Origin of the sequence: Jatrophihabitans sp., from assembly GCF_036000465.1 — a bacterium.
Lineage (GTDB): Bacteria > Actinomycetota > Actinomycetes > Mycobacteriales > Jatrophihabitantaceae > Jatrophihabitans.
Genome location: NZ_DASYFV010000061.1, coordinates 1 through 20,630 on the forward strand (window position 1 = coordinate 1; position 20,630 = coordinate 20,630).

Annotated in this window: 21 protein-coding genes; 16 read left to right on the forward strand and 5 right to left on the reverse strand. The window is 72.0% G+C overall.

Annotated features, from left to right (window positions below; translation table 11 throughout):
• The first annotated feature begins 201 nt into the window (after positions 1-201).
• From VGN18_RS17920 to VGN18_RS17940, 5 genes are all read left to right on the forward strand, one after another.
• Positions 202-2,235, forward strand: coding sequence for a PhoH family protein (locus tag VGN18_RS17920; RefSeq protein ID WP_349259962.1), 2,034 nt, complete (start codon positions 202-204; stop codon positions 2,233-2,235).
• Between the two features lie 10 nt (positions 2,236-2,245).
• Positions 2,246-2,791 (forward strand): rRNA maturation RNase YbeY, encoded by a 546-nt coding sequence (gene ybeY, locus VGN18_RS17925; protein ID WP_327541086.1) that lies wholly within the window; start codon positions 2,246-2,248, stop codon positions 2,789-2,791.
• 1 nt (position 2,792) lies between these two features.
• A complete protein-coding gene (locus tag VGN18_RS17930; protein WP_327541087.1) occupies positions 2,793-4,124 on the forward strand; it encodes a hemolysin family protein in 1,332 nt (443 codons plus the stop codon).
• The gene (locus tag VGN18_RS17935) at positions 4,124-4,450 is read left to right on the forward strand and encodes a cytidine deaminase (RefSeq protein ID WP_327541088.1); all 327 of its coding nucleotides are present in this window, start codon (positions 4,124-4,126) and stop codon (positions 4,448-4,450) included. Before VGN18_RS17930 ends, VGN18_RS17935 begins: the two co-directional genes overlap by 1 nt.
• Positions 4,451-4,648: 198 nt before the next feature.
• On the forward strand, positions 4,649-5,167 hold the full coding sequence (locus VGN18_RS17940; RefSeq protein WP_327541089.1) for a CAP domain-containing protein: 519 nt from the start codon (positions 4,649-4,651) through the stop codon (positions 5,165-5,167).
• A 2-nt stretch (positions 5,168-5,169) separates the two neighbouring features.
• On the opposite strand, the gene VGN18_RS17945 is transcribed toward VGN18_RS17940, so the two are convergent.
• Both VGN18_RS17945 and VGN18_RS17950 read right to left on the reverse strand, forming a co-directional pair.
• Entirely contained in the window at positions 5,170-5,964 is a 795-nt protein-coding gene (locus VGN18_RS17945) for an alpha/beta hydrolase family protein (protein ID WP_327541090.1), read from the reverse strand.
• 85 nt (positions 5,965-6,049) lie between these two features.
• Positions 6,050-6,667, reverse strand: coding sequence for a hypothetical protein (locus VGN18_RS17950; RefSeq protein WP_327541091.1), 618 nt, complete (start codon positions 6,665-6,667; stop codon positions 6,050-6,052).
• A gap of 82 nt (positions 6,668-6,749) precedes the next feature.
• On the opposite strand from VGN18_RS17950, the gene era reads away from it, so the two are divergent.
• Both era and VGN18_RS17960 read left to right on the forward strand, forming a co-directional pair.
• On the forward strand, positions 6,750-7,631 hold the full coding sequence (era, locus tag VGN18_RS17955; protein WP_327541092.1) for a GTPase Era: 882 nt from the start codon (positions 6,750-6,752) through the stop codon (positions 7,629-7,631).
• Position 7,632: 1 nt separating this feature from the next.
• Positions 7,633-8,865 carry an MFS transporter gene (locus VGN18_RS17960; protein ID WP_327541093.1) on the forward strand — a complete coding sequence of 411 codons (1,233 nt, stop codon included), beginning with the start codon at positions 7,633-7,635 and terminating at the stop codon, positions 8,863-8,865.
• On the opposite strand, the gene VGN18_RS17965 is transcribed toward VGN18_RS17960, so the two are convergent.
• Positions 8,823-10,661, reverse strand: a complete 1,839-nt coding sequence (locus VGN18_RS17965) for a putative bifunctional diguanylate cyclase/phosphodiesterase (RefSeq protein ID WP_327541094.1) — start codon at positions 10,659-10,661, stop codon at positions 8,823-8,825. The two genes, VGN18_RS17960 and VGN18_RS17965, sit on opposite strands and share 43 nt — an antisense overlap.
• Before the next feature lie 212 nt (positions 10,662-10,873).
• On the opposite strand from VGN18_RS17965, the gene recO reads away from it, so the two are divergent.
• Positions 10,874-11,638 (forward strand): DNA repair protein RecO, encoded by a 765-nt coding sequence (gene recO, locus VGN18_RS17970; protein WP_327541095.1) that lies wholly within the window; start codon positions 10,874-10,876, stop codon positions 11,636-11,638.
• On the opposite strand, the gene VGN18_RS17975 is transcribed toward recO, so the two are convergent.
• The gene (locus VGN18_RS17975) at positions 11,635-12,684 is read right to left on the reverse strand and encodes a S66 peptidase family protein (RefSeq protein ID WP_327541096.1); all 1,050 of its coding nucleotides are present in this window, start codon (positions 12,682-12,684) and stop codon (positions 11,635-11,637) included. The genes recO and VGN18_RS17975 overlap by 4 nt on opposite strands.
• Before the next feature lie 62 nt (positions 12,685-12,746).
• On the opposite strand from VGN18_RS17975, the gene VGN18_RS17980 reads away from it, so the two are divergent.
• The 7 genes from VGN18_RS17980 to VGN18_RS18010 all read left to right on the forward strand — a co-directional run bounded on the left by VGN18_RS17980 (position 12,747) and on the right by VGN18_RS18010 (position 17,930).
• Positions 12,747-13,592, forward strand: a complete 846-nt coding sequence (locus tag VGN18_RS17980; protein ID WP_327541097.1) for an isoprenyl transferase — start codon at positions 12,747-12,749, stop codon at positions 13,590-13,592.
• Positions 13,589-13,918 carry an antibiotic biosynthesis monooxygenase gene (locus VGN18_RS17985; protein WP_327541098.1) on the forward strand — a complete coding sequence of 110 codons (330 nt, stop codon included), beginning with the start codon at positions 13,589-13,591 and terminating at the stop codon, positions 13,916-13,918. The genes VGN18_RS17980 and VGN18_RS17985 overlap by 4 nt, the downstream gene beginning before the upstream one ends.
• Before the next feature lie 86 nt (positions 13,919-14,004).
• Positions 14,005-15,414, forward strand: a complete 1,410-nt coding sequence (locus VGN18_RS17990) for a glycine--tRNA ligase (RefSeq protein WP_327541099.1) — start codon at positions 14,005-14,007, stop codon at positions 15,412-15,414.
• Between the two features lie 37 nt (positions 15,415-15,451).
• Entirely contained in the window at positions 15,452-15,670 is a 219-nt protein-coding gene (locus VGN18_RS17995) for a type II toxin-antitoxin system VapB family antitoxin (protein WP_327541100.1), read from the forward strand.
• Positions 15,667-16,065, forward strand: coding sequence for a type II toxin-antitoxin system VapC family toxin (gene vapC / locus VGN18_RS18000; protein WP_327541101.1), 399 nt, complete (start codon positions 15,667-15,669; stop codon positions 16,063-16,065). The genes VGN18_RS17995 and vapC overlap by 4 nt, the downstream gene beginning before the upstream one ends.
• Entirely contained in the window at positions 16,062-17,222 is a 1,161-nt protein-coding gene (dusB, locus tag VGN18_RS18005) for a tRNA dihydrouridine synthase DusB (protein ID WP_327541102.1), read from the forward strand. Before vapC ends, dusB begins: the two co-directional genes overlap by 4 nt.
• Before the next feature lie 3 nt (positions 17,223-17,225).
• Entirely contained in the window at positions 17,226-17,930 is a 705-nt protein-coding gene (locus VGN18_RS18010) for a VOC family protein (protein WP_327541103.1), read from the forward strand.
• Between the two features lie 62 nt (positions 17,931-17,992).
• Here VGN18_RS18010 and VGN18_RS18015 read toward each other — a convergent pair whose 3' ends face one another.
• Complete coding sequence (locus VGN18_RS18015; RefSeq protein WP_327541104.1) at positions 17,993-19,369, reverse strand: S53 family peptidase; 1,377 nt, start codon at positions 19,367-19,369, stop codon at positions 17,993-17,995.
• A 100-nt stretch (positions 19,370-19,469) separates the two neighbouring features.
• On the opposite strand from VGN18_RS18015, the gene VGN18_RS18020 reads away from it, so the two are divergent.
• On the forward strand, positions 19,470-20,630 hold a 1,161-nt coding region (locus VGN18_RS18020), incomplete at its 3' end, for an MFS transporter (protein ID WP_327541105.1).

Consider the following 20,630-nt stretch of genomic DNA (forward strand, 5'->3'; position numbering starts at 1 on the left):
GCGACTGCGCCGGCGTCCGTGTCGTCTGGCAACCACATCGACCCGTTATCGGGGGCCTTCCCGCCGGTACAGTGGAGTCGTCGCCCCTTCCCGCGGCGACCGCGAAGCCCGACCAGAAAGCCTGCATTGTCACCACAGTCAGACCAGTCCGCGGGTGCGGATCGCGTCTCCACGACTCTCGTCGTGCCGGGTGAGCAGGCCATGGTGGCGCTGCTCGGCTCGCGCGACCAGCTGCTGCGCATCATCGAGAGCCGCCTCGACAGCGACGTGCACGTCCGCGGCAACGAGATCACCATCAGCGGCTCGGCTGCCGACAACGCCGTCGCGGTGCGCCTGTTCGAGGAGCTGCTCGAGCTGATCGAGTCCGGCCAGCACCTCACGCCCGACTCGGTGTCGCGCGTGCACGGCATCCTCGCCGCCGGCGGGGAAGCGCGTCCGGCCGAGGTGCTGAGCCTGAACATCCTGTCGCGGCGCGGGAAGAACATCCGTCCGAAGACGGTGAACCAGAAGCGCTACGTCGACGCCATCGACGAGCACACGGTGGTCTTCGGCATCGGGCCGGCCGGTACCGGCAAGACCTATCTGGCGGTGGCCAAGGCCGTGCAGGCGCTGCTGGCCAAGGAGGTCAACCGCATCATCCTCACCCGCCCGGCCGTCGAGGCCGGCGAGCGGCTCGGCTTCCTGCCCGGCACGCTGCACGACAAGATCGACCCCTACCTGCGCCCGCTGCTCGACGCGCTGCACGACATGCTCGACCCCGACTCGCTGCCCCGGCTGATGCAGGCCGGCACCATCGAGATCGCGCCGCTGGCCTACATGCGGGGCCGGGCGCAACCGCTGGACGCGACGGTCATGACGCCAGACGGTGCCGGGCGCATCGGTGACCTCGAGGTCGGCGATCTCGTCGTCGGTGCGAACGGCCGGCCGACCCCGGTGCTGGGCGTCTACCCGCAGGGCCGCAAGCACGTCTACCGCGTGACCACGCAGGACGGCGCGTCGACCCTCGCCTGCGGCGAGCACCTGTGGACGGTGCGGACGGTCGATGACCGCTCCCACGGCCGGCCATGGCGCACGCTGCAGACGCAGGACATGATCGGCAGCCTGCGCCGTGGACACGTCCATCGATACGAGTTGCCGGTCGTCGCGCCGGTCGAGTTCGTGCCTGCTTCGGTGCCGATGGATCCGTACGCGCTCGGTCTGCTGCTCGGCGACGGGTGCCTCACCGGGTCGACCACCCCTTCCTTCGCGACGAGCGACCCTGAACTCGCCGACGCCCTGCAGGCTGCACTCCCTCGGATCACGGTGCGTCACGAGGGCGGCCTCGACCACGTCCCCACCAGTGGCTCCCACGGGGGAGTGATCACCGAGAACCCTGTGACGGGGATGCTGCGCCGACTACGTCTGCTCGGCACGAAGTCGCACACGAAATTCGTGCCGCTGGAGTACCTGGTCAACTCCGCCGACACCCGACTCTCCGTCCTGCAGGGTCTGCTCGACAGCGACGGCGGTCCGGTCACGCAGGACAGCCGCACCGGCCGCATCCAGTACACGACCGGTTCGGCCCAACTCCGCGACGACGTCATCTGGCTGGTGCGGTCGCTGGGCGGCGTCGCGTACTCGCGGACGCGGGCGGCCGAAGGTCGCAAGCCCGGGTTCGCGAACGGGCGACCGGTCGGTGACCGCCACGACTGCTACGTCCTGGAGATCCACCTGCCCGCCCAGCTCGTGCCCTTCCGCCTGCAGCGCAAGCGGGCCGCCTACGAAGCTGTCGGCGGCGGTAGCCCCATGCGGTTCATCACGGCCATCGAGCCCGTCGATGAGACCGAGACGGTGTGCATCCAGGTCGCCGCCGCGGACTCGCTCTACGTCACCGACGACTTCATCGTCACGCACAACACGCTCAACGACGCGTTCATCATCCTGGACGAGGCGCAGAACACGACGCCCGAGCAGATGAAGATGTTCCTGACCCGGCTCGGCTTCGGCTCGAAGATCGTGGTCACCGGTGACATCACCCAGGTCGACCTGCCGGGCGATCAGCGCAGCGGGCTGCGGGTCGTGCGCGACATCCTCGCCGACATCGAGGACGTCCACTTCGCGAACCTCACCTCGACCGACGTCGTGCGGCACCGACTCGTCGGCGAGATCGTCGATGCCTACGAGCGGCACGACGCCGCCGCCCAGTCCCACGCGGCCCCGTCGGGGACGACGCGGCACGCCAAACCGAGACGGTGACCGCACCCTCATGAGCATCGAGGTCAACAACGAGTCCGGCGTCGAGATCGACGAGACCGCCCTCGCGCAACTCGGTCGCTTCGTGCTCGACGCGCTCCGCATCGATCCGCTCGCCGAGGTGTCGGTGCTGCTGGTCGACACCGACACGATGGCCGCCCTGCACGTGCAGTGGATGGACCTTCCCGGGCCCACCGACGTGATGGCGTTCCCGATGGACGGCGCCGCCGGCCCGGCCGAGCGCGTCGACCCGTCGGCGCCGCCCGGCACCGACGCGAACCCGGGCGAGGCGATGCTCGGCGACGTCGTGCTGTGCCCGGCGGTGGCGGCCGACCAGGCGGCATCGGCCGGTCACAGCACCGAGGCCGAGCTGCACCTGCTGTGCACGCACGGCATCCTGCACCTGCTCGGCTACGACCACGGCGAGCCGGACGAGGAGCGGGAGATGTTCGAACTGCAGGCGCGGCTCGTGACGGACTGGGCGCGCGCCACCAAGCGCGGACCGATCCGGGCCCCGCGGCCCGGCACCGGCGGCGAGATCCGGGACTCCCGTCGCTGACATGAGCTCCGACCTAGTCGCTCTCCTCGTGGCGATCGCGCTGATCCCGATCGGCGGGCTCTTCGCGTGTGTCGACTCCGCCCTGGCCCGGGTGTCGAAGGCCCGGGCCGAGGAATTCGTGCGCGAGGACCGCAAGGGCGCCAAGGCGCTCGCGGTGATCATGGCCGACCGGGCCCGGTACACGAACCTGCTGCTCCTGCTGCGCCTGACCTGCGAGCTCAGCGCGACCGTCCTCGTCGCCATCGTGGCCCGCGAGAACTTCGGCACGCGCTGGCCGGTGCCGGTGCTCACCGTCCTGATCATGATCGTCATCTGCTACGCGGTCGTCGGGGTCGGGCCCCGCACGCTCGGCCGGCTGCACTTCAACCAGGTGGCCCTGGCCGGAGCCCGCTGGGTCCGGCTGCTCGGCCGCATCTTCAACCCGCTGGCCTCCATGCTCACCCTGCTGGGCAACGCGATCACGCCGGGTCGCGGCCTGCGCGACGGCCCGTTCGCCTCCGAGGTCGAGCTCCGCGAACTCGTCGACATGGCCGAGGAGCACGGCGTCGTCGAGCACGGCGAGCGGCAGATGATCCAGTCGGTGTTCGAGCTCGGCAACACCATCGCCCGCGAGGTGATGGTGCCGCGTACCGAGGTCGTCTGGATAGAGCGCACCAAGACCGTCCGCCAGGCCCTCGCGCTCGCGTTACGCAGCGGCTTCTCCCGCGTCCCCGTCGTCGGTGAGAACGCCGACGACGTCGTCGGCGTCGCCTACCTCAAGGATCTCGCCCGCCGCGCGCAGGACCCCGAGCGGGCCCGGACGACCACGGTCGGGGAGATCATGCGCAGCGTGGCCTACGTGCCGGAGTCGAAACCAGTCGACGCGCTGCTGCGCGAGATGCAGGCCGCGCGCTCGCACATCGCCATCGTCATCGACGAGTACGGCGGCACCGCCGGGCTCATCACCATCGAGGACATCCTCGAGGAGATCGTCGGTGAGATCACCGACGAGTACGACGTCGAGCGGGCCCCGATCGAGGTGCTGTCGTCCGATGACTCCGTCATCTCGGCCCGGGTCACCGCCCGGCTGGCTGTCGAGGATCTCGGCGAGCTGTTCGCGATCGAACTGCCCGACCGGGACGACGTCGAGACGGTCGGCGGCCTGCTGGCCGAGGCGCTCGGCCGCGTCCCGATCGCGGGCTCGAAGGCCGTCGTGCACGGCCTTGAGCTGGTGGCCGAGGACGTCGGCGGGCGGCGCAACCGGGTCGACACCGTGCTCGTTTCGCGAGTGGTGCCGGTCGACGAGGAGCAGGACCAGAACGGTCGCGAGACCGAGGCGAGGGTGGGTCAGTGATGTCGGACGAGTTGGACGCCGAGGACGCGAAGCTGGTGACGCTCGCGCGCTCCGCCCGGGCCCGCACCGGTGCGGCCCAGGGCGCGGCGGTGCGCGACGGCGACGGCCGCACCTACGTCGCCGCGTCGGTCGAGCTGCCCTCGCTGGCGCTCACCGCGCTGCAGGTCGCGGTGGCCATGGCCGTGTCGTCCGGGGCACCCGGGCTCGAGGCGGCCGCGGTGCTCGGCGCCGACCCCACGGACCCGGCGGGGGAGCAGGCCGTGCGTGACGTCTCGGCGTCGGCGGTCATCCACCGGGCCAACCTGGACGGATCGGTCGCCTCCTAACACTGTCCGAACACTCACAGTTACGACGGTTACGCCAGGTGCATGCTGCGTGATTTTTCCACCACGTTGAACCCAGGTGGGTCGTGCAAATCACGTTTACGGTGAGAACATCAGTGCTGAGCCGATCCCCCACTCGGTTCAGGCCGGACATCCCCCCCGGATCCGGTTGCCCTACGCCTCCCGGACGGTATCCCCCCAATGCCTGCCAAAACACGCTTCCCCTCGGTCCTGATCGCCCTCACCGCACTGTTCGTCCCGCTGCTGGTCGCCGTGGCACCACCCGCCTCGGCCAACACCGCGGCCGAGAACACGCTGGCCGCGGCCGTCCTCTCCACGATGAACGGTGAGCGCAAGGCCAACGGCCGGGCCCCGCTGGGCGTCAATTACCACCTGCAGCTCTCCGCGCGCCGCCACGGCCTGGTGATGGCGAAGTACAACACGATGTCGCACCAGCTCGCGGGCGAACGCAACCTCGGTGGCCGGGAGGACTACGCCGGCTACCCGTGGACGACCTGCGGCGAGAACGTCGCCTACACCAGCACATTCACCACCGCGGCGGTCGTGAGCCTGCAGCGTGCGATGTACGGCGAGCGCTCGCCCTACGACGCCCACCGGCAGAACATCCTCAGCTGGCAGTTCCGCGAGGTCGGCGTCAGCGCGGTCGTGGACACCTACCACCACCGGATCTGGCTGACCATCGACTTCGGTCGCCGCTGACCTCAGGCCGGCAGGCGACCCGCGGCCAGCCCGGGCACGGCGTCGCGCACGACCGCCCACGCCGGCGTGGCCGGGTCGATGAGCGTGAAGTGGTCGCCCTCGACCGGGACGAGCCGGGCGTGGCCGCCCGCCCGGGTCGCCGCCGTGACATAGGCCGTGCTCTGCGCGTAGGGCACGTTCTGGTCGGCGCGGGCGTGCACGCACAGCACCGGCGCGGCGAGCGGCACCTGCTGGATCGGGTCGGTCAGCCGGTAGCGGTCCGGGTGCTGGGCCGGCGTGCCGCCGAGCAGGTCCTGCGGCGCGCCGCTGCCGACGCCGGTGTTTGCCGCGACGGCGAGATCGAGCACGCCCGCCTGCGAGACGACGCCGGCCAGGGTGACCTTCGGCGCCGCGCCCGGGGCACCGGCCGGCAGGCCGGCCCGGCCGGCCGCCCACACGGCGAGCTCGCCACCGGCCGAGTGCCCGACCGCCACGACCCGCCCGGCCCGCACCGCGCCCGCGATCGCCTCGTGCTCGGCGGCGAGCACGGCCAGGTGATCGATGCCCGCGGCGACGTCGTCGAACGTCTGCGGCCAGCCCCCGCCGTTGCCGACCCGCCGGTACTCGAGGTTCCAGGCCGCGTAGCCGTGGGCGACGAGGTCGGCGGCGAGCGGGCGGCCGAGGTCGAGGCCGTACCGGGCCCGCCAGAAACCGCCGTGCACGATGACGACCACGTCCGGCGCCGACGCGGCGCCGGGCAGCGTCAGCTCGCCGAACTGCGATGCGTCCGTGCCGTAGGCGCTGCGAGTGGGGCTCACGGTCTTCGGTCCCTTCGTCGTCCGGCTCGACCGGGTCGAGCACGCGGACAGCGCGCCGGCCCCGGCCAGGGCGAGGAACGCCCGCCTAGAGGGCACTCAGTACCCGGCGGGTCACAAGCACCGCGTTCAGCGCCGGGGAGACCACCACGGTGCGCACGAGCACGGCGCGGGTGCCGAGGCTGAACCCGCAGGCCCAGTCCTGACCCTTGTCCTTGGCGTAGAAGTCCGTCTGGAAGCAGACGCCGGTGACGCCGCGGCCGAGCGCGTTCTGCTGCGGGTTGCGGCCCTGCTGGGCCATGCGGACGAACGCGTTGTGGGCAGCCACCGCGGTCGGGTACTCGGTGATGACGACCTCGACGACCGGCTGGTTCGGGCCGGGGAGGTTCTCCGACGTCGTGAACGGTGAGTCCTGCACCGCGTAGATGCGGCAGCCGACGACCTGCCCACCCGACTTCAGCACGCTGACCCGGCCGAGTCGCATGCCGATCGTGTCGCGGACGAAGGCTTGCCCGGCGAAGGGACAGGCCGGCGCGGGCACGGCGCTGGTCGGTCCGGCCACGACGGCGCCCGACGGCGACGGCGGGCGGGTCAGCGTCTGCGTGCGGGTGACGACCGAGGAGCCGGGCGCGGGCGGCGTCGTCGACGACGTGCAGCCGGCGAGCAGTGCGAGCAGCACTGCGGTGGCGAGCAGGCGGTGGATCACCCGGTCATCGTGTCATCGCCCCCTGGGCGACCGCACGGCGAAGGGGTCAATCCCACTCCCGTCCAGGTGGGAGGATGGCCGGGTGACCTTCCGCTCGGGCTTCTGCTGCTTCGTCGGACGCCCGAACGCCGGGAAGTCCACCCTGACCAACGCCCTCGTCGGCAGCAAGATCGTCATCACCAGCGACAAGCCGCAGACCACCCGGCACGCCGTGCGCGGCATCCTGTCGCGCGAGGACGGCCAGCTCGTGCTCGTCGACACCCCGGGCCTGCACCGGCCGCGCACCCTGCTCGGGCAGCGGCTCAACGACGTCGTGCGCAGCACGCTCGCCGAGGTCGACGTCGTCGGGTTCTGCGTGCCCGCCGACCAGCGCATCGGCCCGGGCGATCGCTTCATCGCCGCCGAGCTCGCCCAGCTGAACGCACCGGTCATCGGCATCGTGACCAAGACCGACGCGACGTCCAAGCAGCGGGTCGCCGAGCAGCTGCTCGCCCTCTCCCAGCTCGGTGACTTCGCCGAGGTCGTGCCGGTGTCGGCCGTGGCGGGGGAGCAGGTCGACCTGCTGGCCGAGTTGCTGATCGCGCGCCTGCCCGAGGGCCCGATGCTGTACCCCGACGACGTGCTGACCGACCACGACGTCGAGACCCGCATCGCCGAGCTGGTCCGCGAGGCCGCGCTCGACGGCGTGCGCGACGAGCTCCCGCACTCGATCGCGGTTACCATCGACGAGATCAAGCGGCGCGACTCGGGGCTGCAGGAGGTCTTCGCCACCGTCCACCTCGAACGCGACAGCCAGAAGGGCATCGTCATCGGCCCGGGCGGCTCGCGGTTGAAGAAGATCGGCACCACCGCGCGTCCGGCCATCGAGGAACTGCTCGGCGAGAAGGTGCACCTCGCCCTGCACGTGGCCGTCGAGCGCGATTGGCAGCGCGACCCGAAGAAGCTCGACCGCCTCGGGTTCTGAGGTGCTCGACACCTACCGGTCGGTCTTCCGGCAGCCGGGCACGACGGCCTTCTGCGTCGCCGGCTTCGTCATGCGCCTGCCGATCGCGATGTACCCGATCGGGCTCGTGCTGATCGTGTCGGCCCGCGACGGTCACTACGCTTTCGGTGGGGTGCTCAGCGGTATCTATGTCATCGCCAACGGCGTGGGCAACCCGACGCTCGCCCGGTTCAGCGACCGGCTCGGCCAGCGCCGCGTGCTCGTGCCGATGTCGCTCGTGCACGCGGTCGCGGCCGTCCTGCTCGCCCTGTTCTTCTCCCTCGACCTGCCCGACTGGACCCTCGTCGCCCCCACCGCGATCGCCGGGTTCAGCTACCTGTCGGTCGGCTCGCTGGTGCGGGCCCGCTGGTCCTACGTGCTGGCCGGTCGCCCCGAGCTCGGCACGGCGTACTCGCTCGAGTCGACCCTCGACGAGGTGATCTTCGTGCTGGGGCCGATCATCGCGACCGTCATCGCGGTGCAGGTGAAGCCGGTGCTGGTGCTCTACCTGGCGGTGGCGCTGGTGCTCGCCGGGGCGGTGCGCCTCAGCCTGCTGCGCGGGTCGGAGCCGCCGCCGCACGAGGCGGGCGCGGAGCGTCCGCGCTCGGCCGTGCGCGAGCGCGGCATGCCGCTGCTGACCGTGTTCTCCGGCGCCATGGGCATGATCTTCGCCAGCGCCGAGGTGACCATCGTCGCGTTCTGCGGGCAGCACGGGCAGCGCGGCGTGAGCGGCGCGGTGCTCGCCTCCCTCGCCTTCGGAAGCGCGGTGGCCGGGTTCGCCTACGGCGCGCGGGCCTGGCACCTGCCGCTGCTCGACCGCTTCCGGCTCCAGGCCCTGGTGTTCGGGCTGCTGCCGTTGCTGTTCCTCGCCGCCGTGAACGTGGGGCTGCTCGCCGCCTGCGCGTTCGTCGTCGGGATGGGCATCGCCCCGACGCTGATCACCGCGTTCGGCCTGGTCGAGCAGTTCGTTCCCGGCGGCTCGCTGACCGAGGGCCTGGCCTGGGTCATCACCGGGCTGAGCGTCGGCTACGGCGCGGGGGCGGCGCTGGTCGGCGGTATCGCCGACGCGCACGGCGCCCGCACCGCGTTCACGGTGACGATCGGCGCCGGCCTGCTCATGGCCGGGCTCGGGCTGGTTCTGCACGCCCGGCTGCGGGCGGTCGCCGAACCCGGCTACGTCGCCGACGGCGTCGAGGCGGGCCGCCCGAACAGGTAGCCCTGGCCGTGCGTGCAGCCCAGCTCGCGCAGCAGGTCGGCCTGGGTGCGGTTCTCGATGCCTTCGGCCACGACGTCCATGTCGGCGGCGCGGGCAAGCCCGATCGTCCCGACCACGATGGCCCGGGCCATCACGTCGCTCTCCATGTCGCGGACGAAGGTGCGGTCGATCTTGATCTCGTCGAAGCGGAAGCGACGCAGGTAGCCGATCTGGCTGAACCCGGTGCCGAAGTCGTCCAGCGAGACCCGCACCCCGACGTCGCGGATGCGGGCGAGCGTGCCCCAGCCCTTCGCCGAGTTGAGCAGCACGCCCTCGGTGACCTCGAGGGTCACCCGGTGCGCGGGCACGTCGTACTCGCCGAGCAGGTCGGCGATGCGGCCGGGCAGCCCCTCGTCGGACAGTTGCAGCACGCTGAGATTCACCGACACCCCGACGTCGCGCCCGGCCGCCCGCACGCGGGCGGTCTCGGCGAGCGCGCGGCTGAACGCGTAACGGCCGAGGTCGGCGACGAGACCGGTCTGCTCGGCGACCGGCACGAACTCCTCCGGCGACACCGTGCCGTGCGGGCTGGCCCAGCGCAGCAACGCCTCGTAGTGGTCGAGCTTCTCGTCGCCGAGCGTGACGACCGGCTGGTAGGCGAGCGTCAGCTCCTCGTCGTCCATGCCGCGCCGGAGTTCCGGCGCCAGCAGGCGCACGGCCGCGCCGGGGTCGGAGTGCGGGTCGTAGACGCCGATGACCTGGTTGCCGGCGAGTTTCGCCCGCTCGAGGGCGACGTTCGCGGTGCGAAGCGGCTCGTCGGCGGGATCGCCGGCATCGAGCACGTCGGAGCCGTAGGTCGACAGCCCGATCGACACGTCGACGACGAGGGTCATGCCCTCGACGTCGAACGGTTCGGTGAGCGCGCTGCGGATCTGCTCGGCCATCGTGCGGGCGTCGTCGTCGTCGAGCAGGCCGACGACGAGGACGACGAAGTCGCAGCCCCAGAGGTGGGCGGCCACGCCGCGTCCCTCGATGAGCCGGCCGAGGCGTCCGGCCACGGTGCGCAGCACGCTGTCGCCGACGGTCGGGCCGAGCCCCTCGTTGATGTGCGACATGCCTTCGATGGCGACCTGGACGACGGCGAAGCGGTCGCCGGTCTCGACGGCGTCGGCCTCGACCGCCCGCAGCCGCTCGGTCAGGGCCACCCGGTTGGGCAGGCCGGTCAGCGGGTGGGTGCGGTGCGTGTCGTGCAGCAGCCGGCGCACGGCGTCGTGCTGGACGGCGACGGCGGCGAGATGACCGGCGTCGTGCAGCAGTTCCAGCTCGCCGGCCGCGGGCGCGCAGGGATGGTCGAAGTAGACCGCCAGGGTGCCGAGCACGCGGCCGTGCAGGCCGAGGAACGGGGTGGACCAGCACGCCGCGAGCCCGGCCTCGGCGGCGGCCCCGAGCCACGGGACCCAGGCCGGGTCGGTGGCGATGTCGGTGGTGATGACGACGCGCTTCTCGTAGGCCGCCGTGCCGCAGGTGCCGACCTGCGGGCCGATCTCGACCCCGTCGATCGCGGCGGTGTACTCGGCCGGCAGGGACGGCGCCGCCGCGGCCCGCAGGTGCAGCCCGGGCTCGTCGAGCAGCAGCACCGACGCCCGGCAGCCCCGGATCTCGCGCTCGACCATGCCGGTGACCACCTGCAGGATGTTCGACAGCGATGCGTTCTGCACGACGAGGTCGAGGATGTCGTTGTGCCTGATGAGCCGTTGCGTCGGGTGCGGCCGGGCGGCGGGGGTGGGGAGCGGGCGCCGCCCACCGGTCTCGGTCATCGCTCCATCATCGGATGTGGTCCTCGTGCCGGTCATGCCGCCTCCGGGTGCCCGCTCACCGGCCATGCGGTAGGGACGCGTCCGAGTGTGGTCCGCCATTGGTGCGCGACTGGTCCGTCCCGACGCTACGCCCCGCCGGTCTCCGGCGACACGCGCCACGGCCCGGTCGCGGCGCGCCACCGGTGTCGGTGCCGGGTGGGACCATCGATCCCATGCCGCTGTACCGCGACGACGCGGTCGTCCTCCGGGTGCACAAGCTCGGCGAGGCCGACCGCATCGTCACGCTGCTCACCCGCCGTCACGGGCGGGTGCGCGCGGTCGGCAAGGGCGTGCGGCGCACGTCCTCCCGCTTCGGGGCGCGGCTCGAACCGGGCAGCCACATCGACGTCCAGCTCTACTCGCGCCTGCCCGAGGGGCAGGCGTCCCCGAACGGCCGGCGGGGGCTCGACGTCGTGCAGCAGACCGAGTCCATCGACGCCTTCGGCGCGCGGCTCTCCAACGACTACGCCCGGTGGACGTCCGCGTCGGCCATCTGCGAGACGGCCGAGCGGCTCACCGAGGAGGGGGAGCCGGCGCTGCGGCTCTACCTGCTGGTGGTCGGGGCACTCCGCGCGCTGACCGCGGGCGAGCACGATGCCAGCCTCGTCCTCGACGCCTTCCTCACCCGGGCCATGGCCAACGCGGGGTGGGAGATGGCGCTGCGCGAGTGCGCCAAGTGCTCGGCTCCCGGGCCGCACAGCGCGTTCAACGTGCCCGCGGGCGGTGCGGTCTGCGAGCCGTGCCGCCCACCCGGCTCGGCCCGGCCCCAGCGCGAAACGCTCGCCCTGCTGATCGCCCTGCTCGAAGGCGATTGGGCCGTGGCCGACGCGAGCGACGCCATGCCGCGACGCGAGGCCAGCGGTCTGGTCGCGGCGCACCTGCAGTGGCACCTCGAACGCGGCCTGCGCTCACTGCCCCTCGTCGACCGGACGAGCTAGCGGTCGAAGTGCGCCGTGATGCGGCGGTTCGGTCCGTCCAGCGTCAGCCGTCCGCCGTAGGGCAGCACCCACTGCGGGTCGGTGTGGCCGAAGTCGACGTCGAACACGATCATCGCCTCGGGGTTGTAGCGCTCGAACGCGCGCCGCACCGCCGCCTTCTGTTCGGACCGGTACACGACCCGCTGTTCGGGCGAGCGGGGCGTGTGGATGAAGGACGCCTTCGGTCGGGCCACCACGGCCGCGGCGAACTGCTCGAGCAGCCCGCGCTCGCCCATGACGCGCAGGATGCGGAAGACCTCGTCCGCGCTCGGCAACTCCTCCGAGGTCTCCAACAGCAGGACGCAGCCGGCGTAGACCTCGGGCGGGTGGACGAAGCGCGACACCCCGAGCGTCCACTGCAGGATCTCGACGTTGCCGCCCCACGTCGGGGCGGTGACGACCCGCTCGGGGCGGTGCCAGACGAAGCCCTCCGACGGCAGGGTGAAGGCGACGGAGGTCAGCGCGGCCGGGTTGTCCCAGTCCATCTCGTCCTCGTTGAACGTGTCGACCTCGGTGATCGCGAGGTCGCCACCGAACAGGGCGGCGCGCAACGACGCCATCGACGCCGGGTGGGTGCCGCCGCCCCGGCCGAGGTGCACCTGGGTCGAGCCGCCGTGGAATCCGGCGAGCCCGTGGAACCACATCCAGTTGAGCAGGTTGGTGTTGTCGCTGTAGCCGAGGAACGGTTTGGGGTCGGCCCGGAACACCGCCGGGTCGAGGTGGGGGAGCACCGTGAGCTGGTCCTCCCCGCCGAGGGTGGACAGCACCGCCCGGATCGTCGGGTCGGCGAAGGCCGCGTGCAGGTCGCGGGCGCGGTCGGCCGGTGTCGAGTCGAGCTGCCGGGTCGTCGGGTACTCCACCGGTTCGAGACCGAGCTCGTCCCGGATCCGCCCCATCGCCTGCTCGTGCTTGGCCGGGGCCACGGCCGGGACGGCGAACGACGGCGACACCACCGCGACCCGATCACCGGCGGCCAGGACGGGCGGTTGGACGAGATCGTGGTTCATGCCGCCATTGCACCAGGACTGTCCAGCGACAAGCGCCCGCGCGATCCGGATAGCCTGGCGCGATGACGACGCCCGCCCCGCGGACCGGTGTCGCGGCCCGGCTGCGCGGTCGCCGCACCGAGTGGCCCGCTCCGCCACCGCACCCCTCCGGTGCCACGCCACCCGCGATCCCGGCCGATCTCGTCCCCAAGCACGTCGCCATAGTGATGGACGGCAACGGGCGCTGGGCCCAGGCCCGCGGGCTGTCGCGCACCGACGGCCACCGCGCCGGCGAGGCCAGCCTGATGGAGGTGCTCTACGGCGCCATCGAGCTCGGCATCGACACCATCTCGGCCTACGCGTTCAGCACCGAGAACTGGCGGCGCTCGCCCGAGGAGGTGCGCTTCCTGATGGGCTTCAACAAGGAGGTCATCCGCCGCCGCCGCGACGAGCTCGCCGAGATCGGCGTGCGCATCCGCTGGGCCGGTCGCCGTCCGCGGCTCTGGCGCAGCGTGATCAGCCAGCTCGAGGACGCCGAGGAGTACACCCGCGACAACGACCGGCTGACCCTGCAGTTCTGCGTCAACTACGGCGGCCGGGCCGAGATCGTCGACGCCGTGCGGGCGATCAGCCGGGAGGTGCAGGCCGGCACGATCAATCCGGCCAAGATCGACGAGCGCACGATCGAGGCCCATCTGGACGAGCCCGGCATCGGCGACGTCGATCTGATGATCCGGACCTCGGGGGAGCAGCGCACCTCGAACTTCCTGCTCTGGCAGGCGGCGTACGCCGAGCTCGCGTTCGTCGACACCCCCTGGCCCGACTTCGACCGCGTGCACCTGTGGCAGGCCTGCCTCGAGTACGCCCGCCGCGACCGGAGGTTCGGCGGGGCCGGGCCGGTCGCCCCGACGCCCGGTGCCGGCGGATGATCGCGATCACCCACTTCCGCGACGACAGCGCGGACTTCGCCGAGCGGGCCGAGACGGCCCTGGCCGCGCTCGCGGCCCGGCCGGGGTACCTGCGCGGCTCGCTCGGCCGCTCGACCGACGACACCGACGCCTGGGTGCTGCTCACCGAGTGGGAGAACGTCGGTTCCTACCGGCGCGCGCTCGGTGGCTACGAGGTGAAGCTGCACGCCACCCCGCTGCTCGCGTCGGCGATCGACCTCCCGGGCGGCTTCGAGGTGCTGCGGGACGTCGCTCCCGGCGGCGGGGTGATCGCGAGCCCGAGCGATCGCACGCCCGACCCCGCCTGACGGCGAATGCGTCGACCGGCCCCCGATACCCTGGGAGCCGCAGACACTGCGCCCGAAACCGCCGACGAACCCGCTCAGGAGACACCGTGTCCACCGCCCCGTCCGCTGCCCGCGGAGGCACCAACTACAACGATGCCGTCGTCAACCTGAGCAAGCGGCGGGGTTTCGTGTTCCCGTCCAGCGAGATCTACGGCGGCAGCCGGTCGGCGTGGGACTACGGCCCGCTGGGCGTGGAGCTCAAGGAGAACGTCCGCCGGCAGTGGTGGAAGTCGATGGTCACCAGCCGCGACGACATCGTCGGCCTGGACTCCGCGGTCATCCTCGCGACCGACGTGTGGGAGGCGTCGGGCCACGTCGCGACGTTCTCCGACCCGCTCACCGAGTGCCAGAACTGCCACCGGCGCTACCGGGCCGACCACCTCGAGGAGGAGTTCGAGGCCCGCAAGGGGCGCCGGCCCGAGGGCGGCCTGGCCGAGATCGCCTGCCCGAACTGCGGCACCCGCGGCCAGTGGACCGAGCCCAAGCAGTTCAGCGGCATGCTGCGCACCTACCTCGGCCCGGTCGAGGACGAGTCGGGCCTGCACTACCTGCGGCCCGAGACGGCGCAGGGCATCTTCGTCAACTTCCTCAACGTGCTGAACACGTCGCGCAAGAAGCCGCCGTTCGGCATCGCGCAGACCGGCAAGAGCTTCCGCAACGAGATCACGCCGGGCAACTTCATCTTCCGCACCCGCGAGTTCGAGCAGATGGAGATGGAGTTCTTCGTCGAGCCCGGCACCGACGCGCAATGGCACGAGTACTGGCTCGAGCAGCGCTGGAACTGGTACACCGACCTCGGCATCGACCCCGAGAACCTGCGCTACTTCGAGCACCCGAAGGACAAGCTCAGCCACTACTCGACCCGCACCGTCGACATCGAGTACCGCTTCCGTTTCGGTGGCACCGAGTTCGCCGAGCTCGAGGGCATCGCCAACCGCACCGACTTCGACCTCAAGACCCATTCGGAGAAGTCGGGCAAGGACATGACCTACCTCGACCCGGCGACGAACGAGCGGTACACGCCCTACGTCATCGAGCCGGCGGCCGGGCTGACGCGCGCGGTGCTCGCGTTCCTGCTCGATGCCTACACCGAGGACGAGGCGCCCAACGCGAAGGGCGTCATGGAGAAGCGCACCGTGCTGCGCCTCGACAAGCGCCTCGCGCCGGTCAAGGTGGCCGTGCTGCCGCTGTCGCGCAACGCCGACCTGTCGCCGAAGGCGCGTGACCTCGCCGCGACGCTGCGGCAGCACTGGAACGTCGACTTCGACGACGCGCAGGCGATCGGCCGCCGCTACCGCCGCCAGGACGAGATCGGCACGCCGTTCTGCGTCACCGTCGATTTCGACACGCTCGACGACAACGCCGTGACGATCCGCGAGCGCGACACCATGGCGCAGGAGCGGGTCGGCATCGACCAGGTCGAGCGCTACCTGGGTGCGCGGCTGCTCGGCTGCTGAAAGCCCGGCCGTACACATCAAGGTGTAATGTGGTGTGGTGAGCCGGACGAACATCGACCTGGACGACGACGCCGTCGCCGAGGTCATGCAGCGCTTCGACCTGCGCAGCAAGCGGGACGCCGTCAACTTCGCGCTCAACCAGCTGCGGCGGCGGCCGCTGACCGCCCGCGAGATCGACGCGCTGTCCGGTTCCGGGTGGGGCGACGGCCTCGAACTCGACGACCTCCGAGGCACCTACGTGCCCCTCGACCGATGACGGTGCTCGCCGCCAGCTCGGCCTGGATCGAGCTGCTGCGCGGCACCCGGTCACCCACCGACCTGGCCCTGCAGGAGCGGCTGCGGGCCGGCGAGGTGGCGACCACCGACATCGTCATCATGGAGGTGCTGGCCGGGGCCACCGGGGCGGCCCGCGCGGCCGGCATCGAGCAGGCGCTCGGCGCGTGCACCTACCTGCCGCAGCGCCGGTGGGACGACGCGCTGGCCGCGGCCGACGTCTACCGTCGATGCCGGGTGTCCGGCGAGACACCACGCCAGTTGGCCGACTGCCTGGTGGCCGCGGTCGCGGTGCGCAACCGCGTGGCCGTGCTCCACCGCGACCGTGACTTCGACACCATCGCCCGCCACACCGACCTGGAGGTGATCACCCGATGACCGCGACCACCCTGGCACCGCTGCGCCTGTCCGAGCGTGTGATCGCCGACCCGCCGGTGGTGCTCGCGCCGATGGCCGGCATCACGAACACCGCGTTCCGGCGGCTGTGCCGCGAAGCGATGGCGTCCCAGCTCGCGCCGGGTCAGGCGGGTGGGCTGTTCGTCAGCGAGATGATAACGACCCGGGCCCTGGTCGAGCGCAACCCGAAGACGATGCAGCTCATCCGCTTCGAGCCCGACGAGTCGCCCCGCTCGATCCAGCTCTACGGCATCGACCCGACAGTCGTCGGGGCGGCGGTGCGGATGATCGTCGACGAGGACCTCGCCGACCACGTCGACCTCAACTTCGGCTGCCCGGTGCCCAAGGTGACGCGCAAGGGCGGCGGTTCGGCGCTGCCATGGCGCATCGGCCTGTTCGACGACATCGTCACGATCGCCGTGCGCGAGGCGCGCGGGCTACCGGTCACGGTGAAGATGCGCGTGGGCATCGACGCCGACCACGTCACCTACCGCGAGGCCGGGCTACGCGCCCAGGACGCCGGCGTCAAGCACGTCGCCCTGCACGGGCGCACGGCCGAGGAGTACTACGGCGGGCACGCCGACTGGTCGCGCATCGCCGATCTCGCCGACCTGCTCGACATCCCCGTCCTCGGCAACGGCGACATCTGGGAGGGCGACGACGCGCTGCGCATGGTGCGCGAGACGGGCTGCGCCGGTGTCGTCGTCGGCCGCGGCTGCCTCGGCCGGCCCTGGTTGTTCGCCGATCTCGCCGCGGCGTTCGCCGGCCGCGGCGAGCGGATCCGGCCGCGGCTCGGGGAGGTGGCCGCGATGATGCACCGCCACGCCGAGCTGCTCGGCGAGTGGTTGGGGGAGCAGCGCGGCGTCACCGAGTTCCGCAAGCACGTCGCCTGGTACCTCAAGGGCTTCGCGGTCGGCGGCACGCTGCGCTCGGCCATGGCGTCGGCGTCGTCGCTCGCCGAGCTCGACGACCTGCTGGCCCAGCTCGATCCGGGCGAACCGTTCCCCGAGGCCGTGCTCGGCCAGCCGCGCGGGCGCACGAGCGGCGGGCGCGGGGTCTCGCTGCCCGAGGGATGGCTCGACTCGCGCGACTCCCGCGATGTCCCGCTCGGCGCCGAGCTGGCCGACGGCGGCGGTTGACCGGTGGCCGCGAGGCTGGCCGCGCTCTGCGTCGATGCGCACGACCCGTCCGCCCTGGCGCGGTTCTGGGGCGAGCTGCTCGGCTGGTCGTCGAGCGGTGCCGTGCTCCTCCCGCCCGACGACACCGGGTTCGCGCTGCGCTTCGAGCCCGCCGGCGCACCGAAGACCGTCCCGAACCAGATGCACTTCGACCTGACCAGCCGGTCCCTCGACGACCAGCAGCGGACGGTCGAACGCGCGCTCGGCCTCGGCGCCGGTCCGATCGACGTCGGGCAGCGGCCGGACGAGGGGCACGTCGTGCTCGCCGACCCCGAGGGCAACGAGTTCTGCGTCGTCGAACCGGGCAACGCGTTCCTCGCGGACTGCGGCTTCCTCGGCGCGATCGCCTGCGACGGCTCGCACGCCACCGGTCTCTTCTGGAGCCGGGCGCTGGGCTGGCCGCTGGTGTGGGACCAGGACGAGGAGACCGCGATCCGCGCACCGCACGGCGGCCCGAAGATCAGCTGGGGCGGTCCGCCGCTGCGTCCGAGGACCGGGAGGTACCGGCTGCGCTTCGAGCTGTCGCCCACCGATCGCGACCCGGCGAGCGAGGTGGAACGCCTCGTCGCCCTCGGCGCCACGTCGATCGGCGTCGACGGGGGCCGCCCGGTGCTGATCGACCCGGACGGCCACGAGTTCTGCGTGGCGGGCGCGCCGCCCCGCGGCTGAGACCGCCGGATCGGGCCGTGTGCTTGGTCGGTCCGATCCGGCGGTGATTCAACCCTCGGGGGTTACTGGCCGTCCTCGCCGGCCGCGGCCAGCTGCGGGACGAATCTCGCGGCGTCGACGGTGCCGACGCCGGAGGCCATGTCGTAGCCCGGCGTCGCTGCCGGACCGGTCACGCCGCTGAAGGAGATGTCGCCCGACGTGACATCGACGATGCCCGACGCGTGCCGCCGGTTGAGGCGGTAGAGCGCCTCGTTGATGGTGCCGAGGCGGTGGTGGCCGTACTGCGCGGCGAGGGCGACGATGCCGGAGAACAGCGGGCTCGCCTCACTCGTCCCGCCGACGATGTGCCAACCGATGCGATTGGGATCGAAGCTGTAGTAGAGGATCGCTCCGCCGTCCACGGCCGCCGACATCGAGATGTCCGGGGTGCCGCGGGCCGGGCCCACCACCGAGCGGACGCTGTCCTGGAAGTCCGGCCGGGCGAAGACGTGGCTCTGGCCCCCGCCGCCGGCACCGTAGCCGTCGTTCCAGACGCTGTCGGGCGTGACCTTGTTGCCCGCCGCGTCCAGGTGCAGCTGGGTGCCGCCGATGCTGGTGACCAGCGGGTCGGACGACGGCCAGGAGTTGACCGGGTTGGGGTAGAGCGCGCTGCCGTCGGCGTTGTAGTTGGTGACGCCGGTGTCGCCGGACGACGCGAGGACGGTGACGCCGTGCCGGGCCGCGTTCTTGAAGGCCGACCGCAGCGACAGCAGGCTGGCCTTCGACGGGAAGGTCTCCTCGGTCGCGCCGAAGCTCTGCGTGATGACGTCGGCGAGCCGGTGGTCGATCACGTAGTTCTCGGCGGCGACGATCTCCGGGAAGCCGGTGACCCCCTCGGTCTCGGCGACCGGTGTCTCGACGAGCAGGATCTTCGCTCCGGGCGCGATGGCGTGCGCGTACTCGACGTCGAGCGTGGTCTCCGTGGCCCAGCCGAGCTGGGTCGAGTCGGTGTTGTTGAAGGGCGGCACGGCCCCCGCCGGCTGGATGATCTGCAGCGACGGCGGGTCGGGCAGGCCGTAGTTCTGGTCGAACACGTGCAGGTCATCGGCGATCGTCGGCGAACCGAACGAGTCGACGATGGCGATGGTGCGTCCCTTGCCGGTGACCCCGTGACCGTAGAGCGGCGCGAGGTCGTAGGCCTTCTGGTACTGCACCGGCGAGTAGCAGTTGATGCCGAGGTGCTGCTGGCAGTAGGCCGTGTCCGGCGGGAACGCGAGGGTGTGCGCGAGCACGTGGTCGGCCACGGCGGGGATCGGTGCGGTGCCGTGCGCGTGGCCCGCCGGACGGCTCAGCGCGGCGGCTGAGGTCCCCAGCCCGGTGGTGGCGGTGGCGGCGAGTCCGGCGGTAGCGAGTGCGGCGAGTGCGATCCGGCGCGCACGCCGGGATGACGCATCATTCAAGGTGAGCCCCCCTGGAGGAGTGGTCGGGCGAGCGCCCGGCCCGGATGCACTCTGGAACCAACCGTCCGAAAAGGCAATACCTCACACGTCGTTGCAAAAGGTGACCGCGATCCCCGTTCTCAGCCCGCTCTTGGCCGCCCGGACGATCGCGTTCCTCTGGGGGCTGCAGTTCTCGTTCCTCACCCCGGCGCTCGCGCTGCTGCTGGTCAGCCTGTTCGGGGCATCGACCGGGCAGGTCGCCGTCGTGCTCGCCATCTACAACGGCGCCGCCCTGGTGACCTCGTGGGCGATCCCGCGCTGGGCCGATCGCCACGGCGAGTACGTCCGGGGCATGTTCGGCTGCGCCGGCTTCACGGTGGCGCTGAGCGTTGCCCTGACCTTCGCGCGCTCGCTGCCGGCCGGTGTGATCGGCCTCGTCCTGCTGGGCGCTCCGGCGGCGGTCGGCACGCCGCTGCTGTTCGGCTTCGTGCGCCATTCGGGCGCGCCCCCGGCGGAGGTCGTGCGGGTCCGGGCGTTCTTCTCGACCGCGTGGGTGGCCGGGCCGCCGCTCGCGAGCGCCGTCATCGCCGGCGGAGGCGGGCACGCGCTGGTGCTGTCGATCGGTGGGGTCGGGGTGGCCAACCTGGTCGTCATCGGTGCGCTGCACCGCACGGCCGGCACGGCCCGACCGGTGCCCGCGGCGGAACCGGCCCGGCCGGAGGCGTCACGCCGTACGTCCCGGACCGCGGTGGTGCTGCTCGTCGCCGCGTTCGCCGGCCTGCAGGCGACGAACAGCTCGGCCGTCGCCGTCACGACGCTGTTCGTCACTCAGACGTTGCACCTGTCGCCGCTCTGGGGCGGGATCGCGCTCGGCGTCGCGGCCGGGCTCGAGGTGCCGTTCCTGCTGCTCATCGGACGCAACTCGGGCCGGATCGACGATCTCACGCTGCTCGGTGTAGCCGGCCTGCTCGGCATCGCGTACTACCTCGGCGTCAGCGTCGCGCCCAACGGCTACACGCTCGTCGCACTGCAACTGCTCAACGCCGGCTTCTACGCCGTCATCGCCGGCGTCGGCCTCACGCTGTTCCAGTCGATCATCGCCGGCCCCGCCGCCGCCGCCGGGCTGCTGTCGAACGCACAACGCATCGGCGCCCTGCTGTCCGGTCCGATCATCGGCGTCAGCGCCCTGCTCGCCGGCAGCCTGCGCGCCGTCTTCGTCACCGGTGCGGTGCTGACCCTCGTCAGCCTCGGTCTGGTCCGGCTCGCGGCCCGACGACTGCCG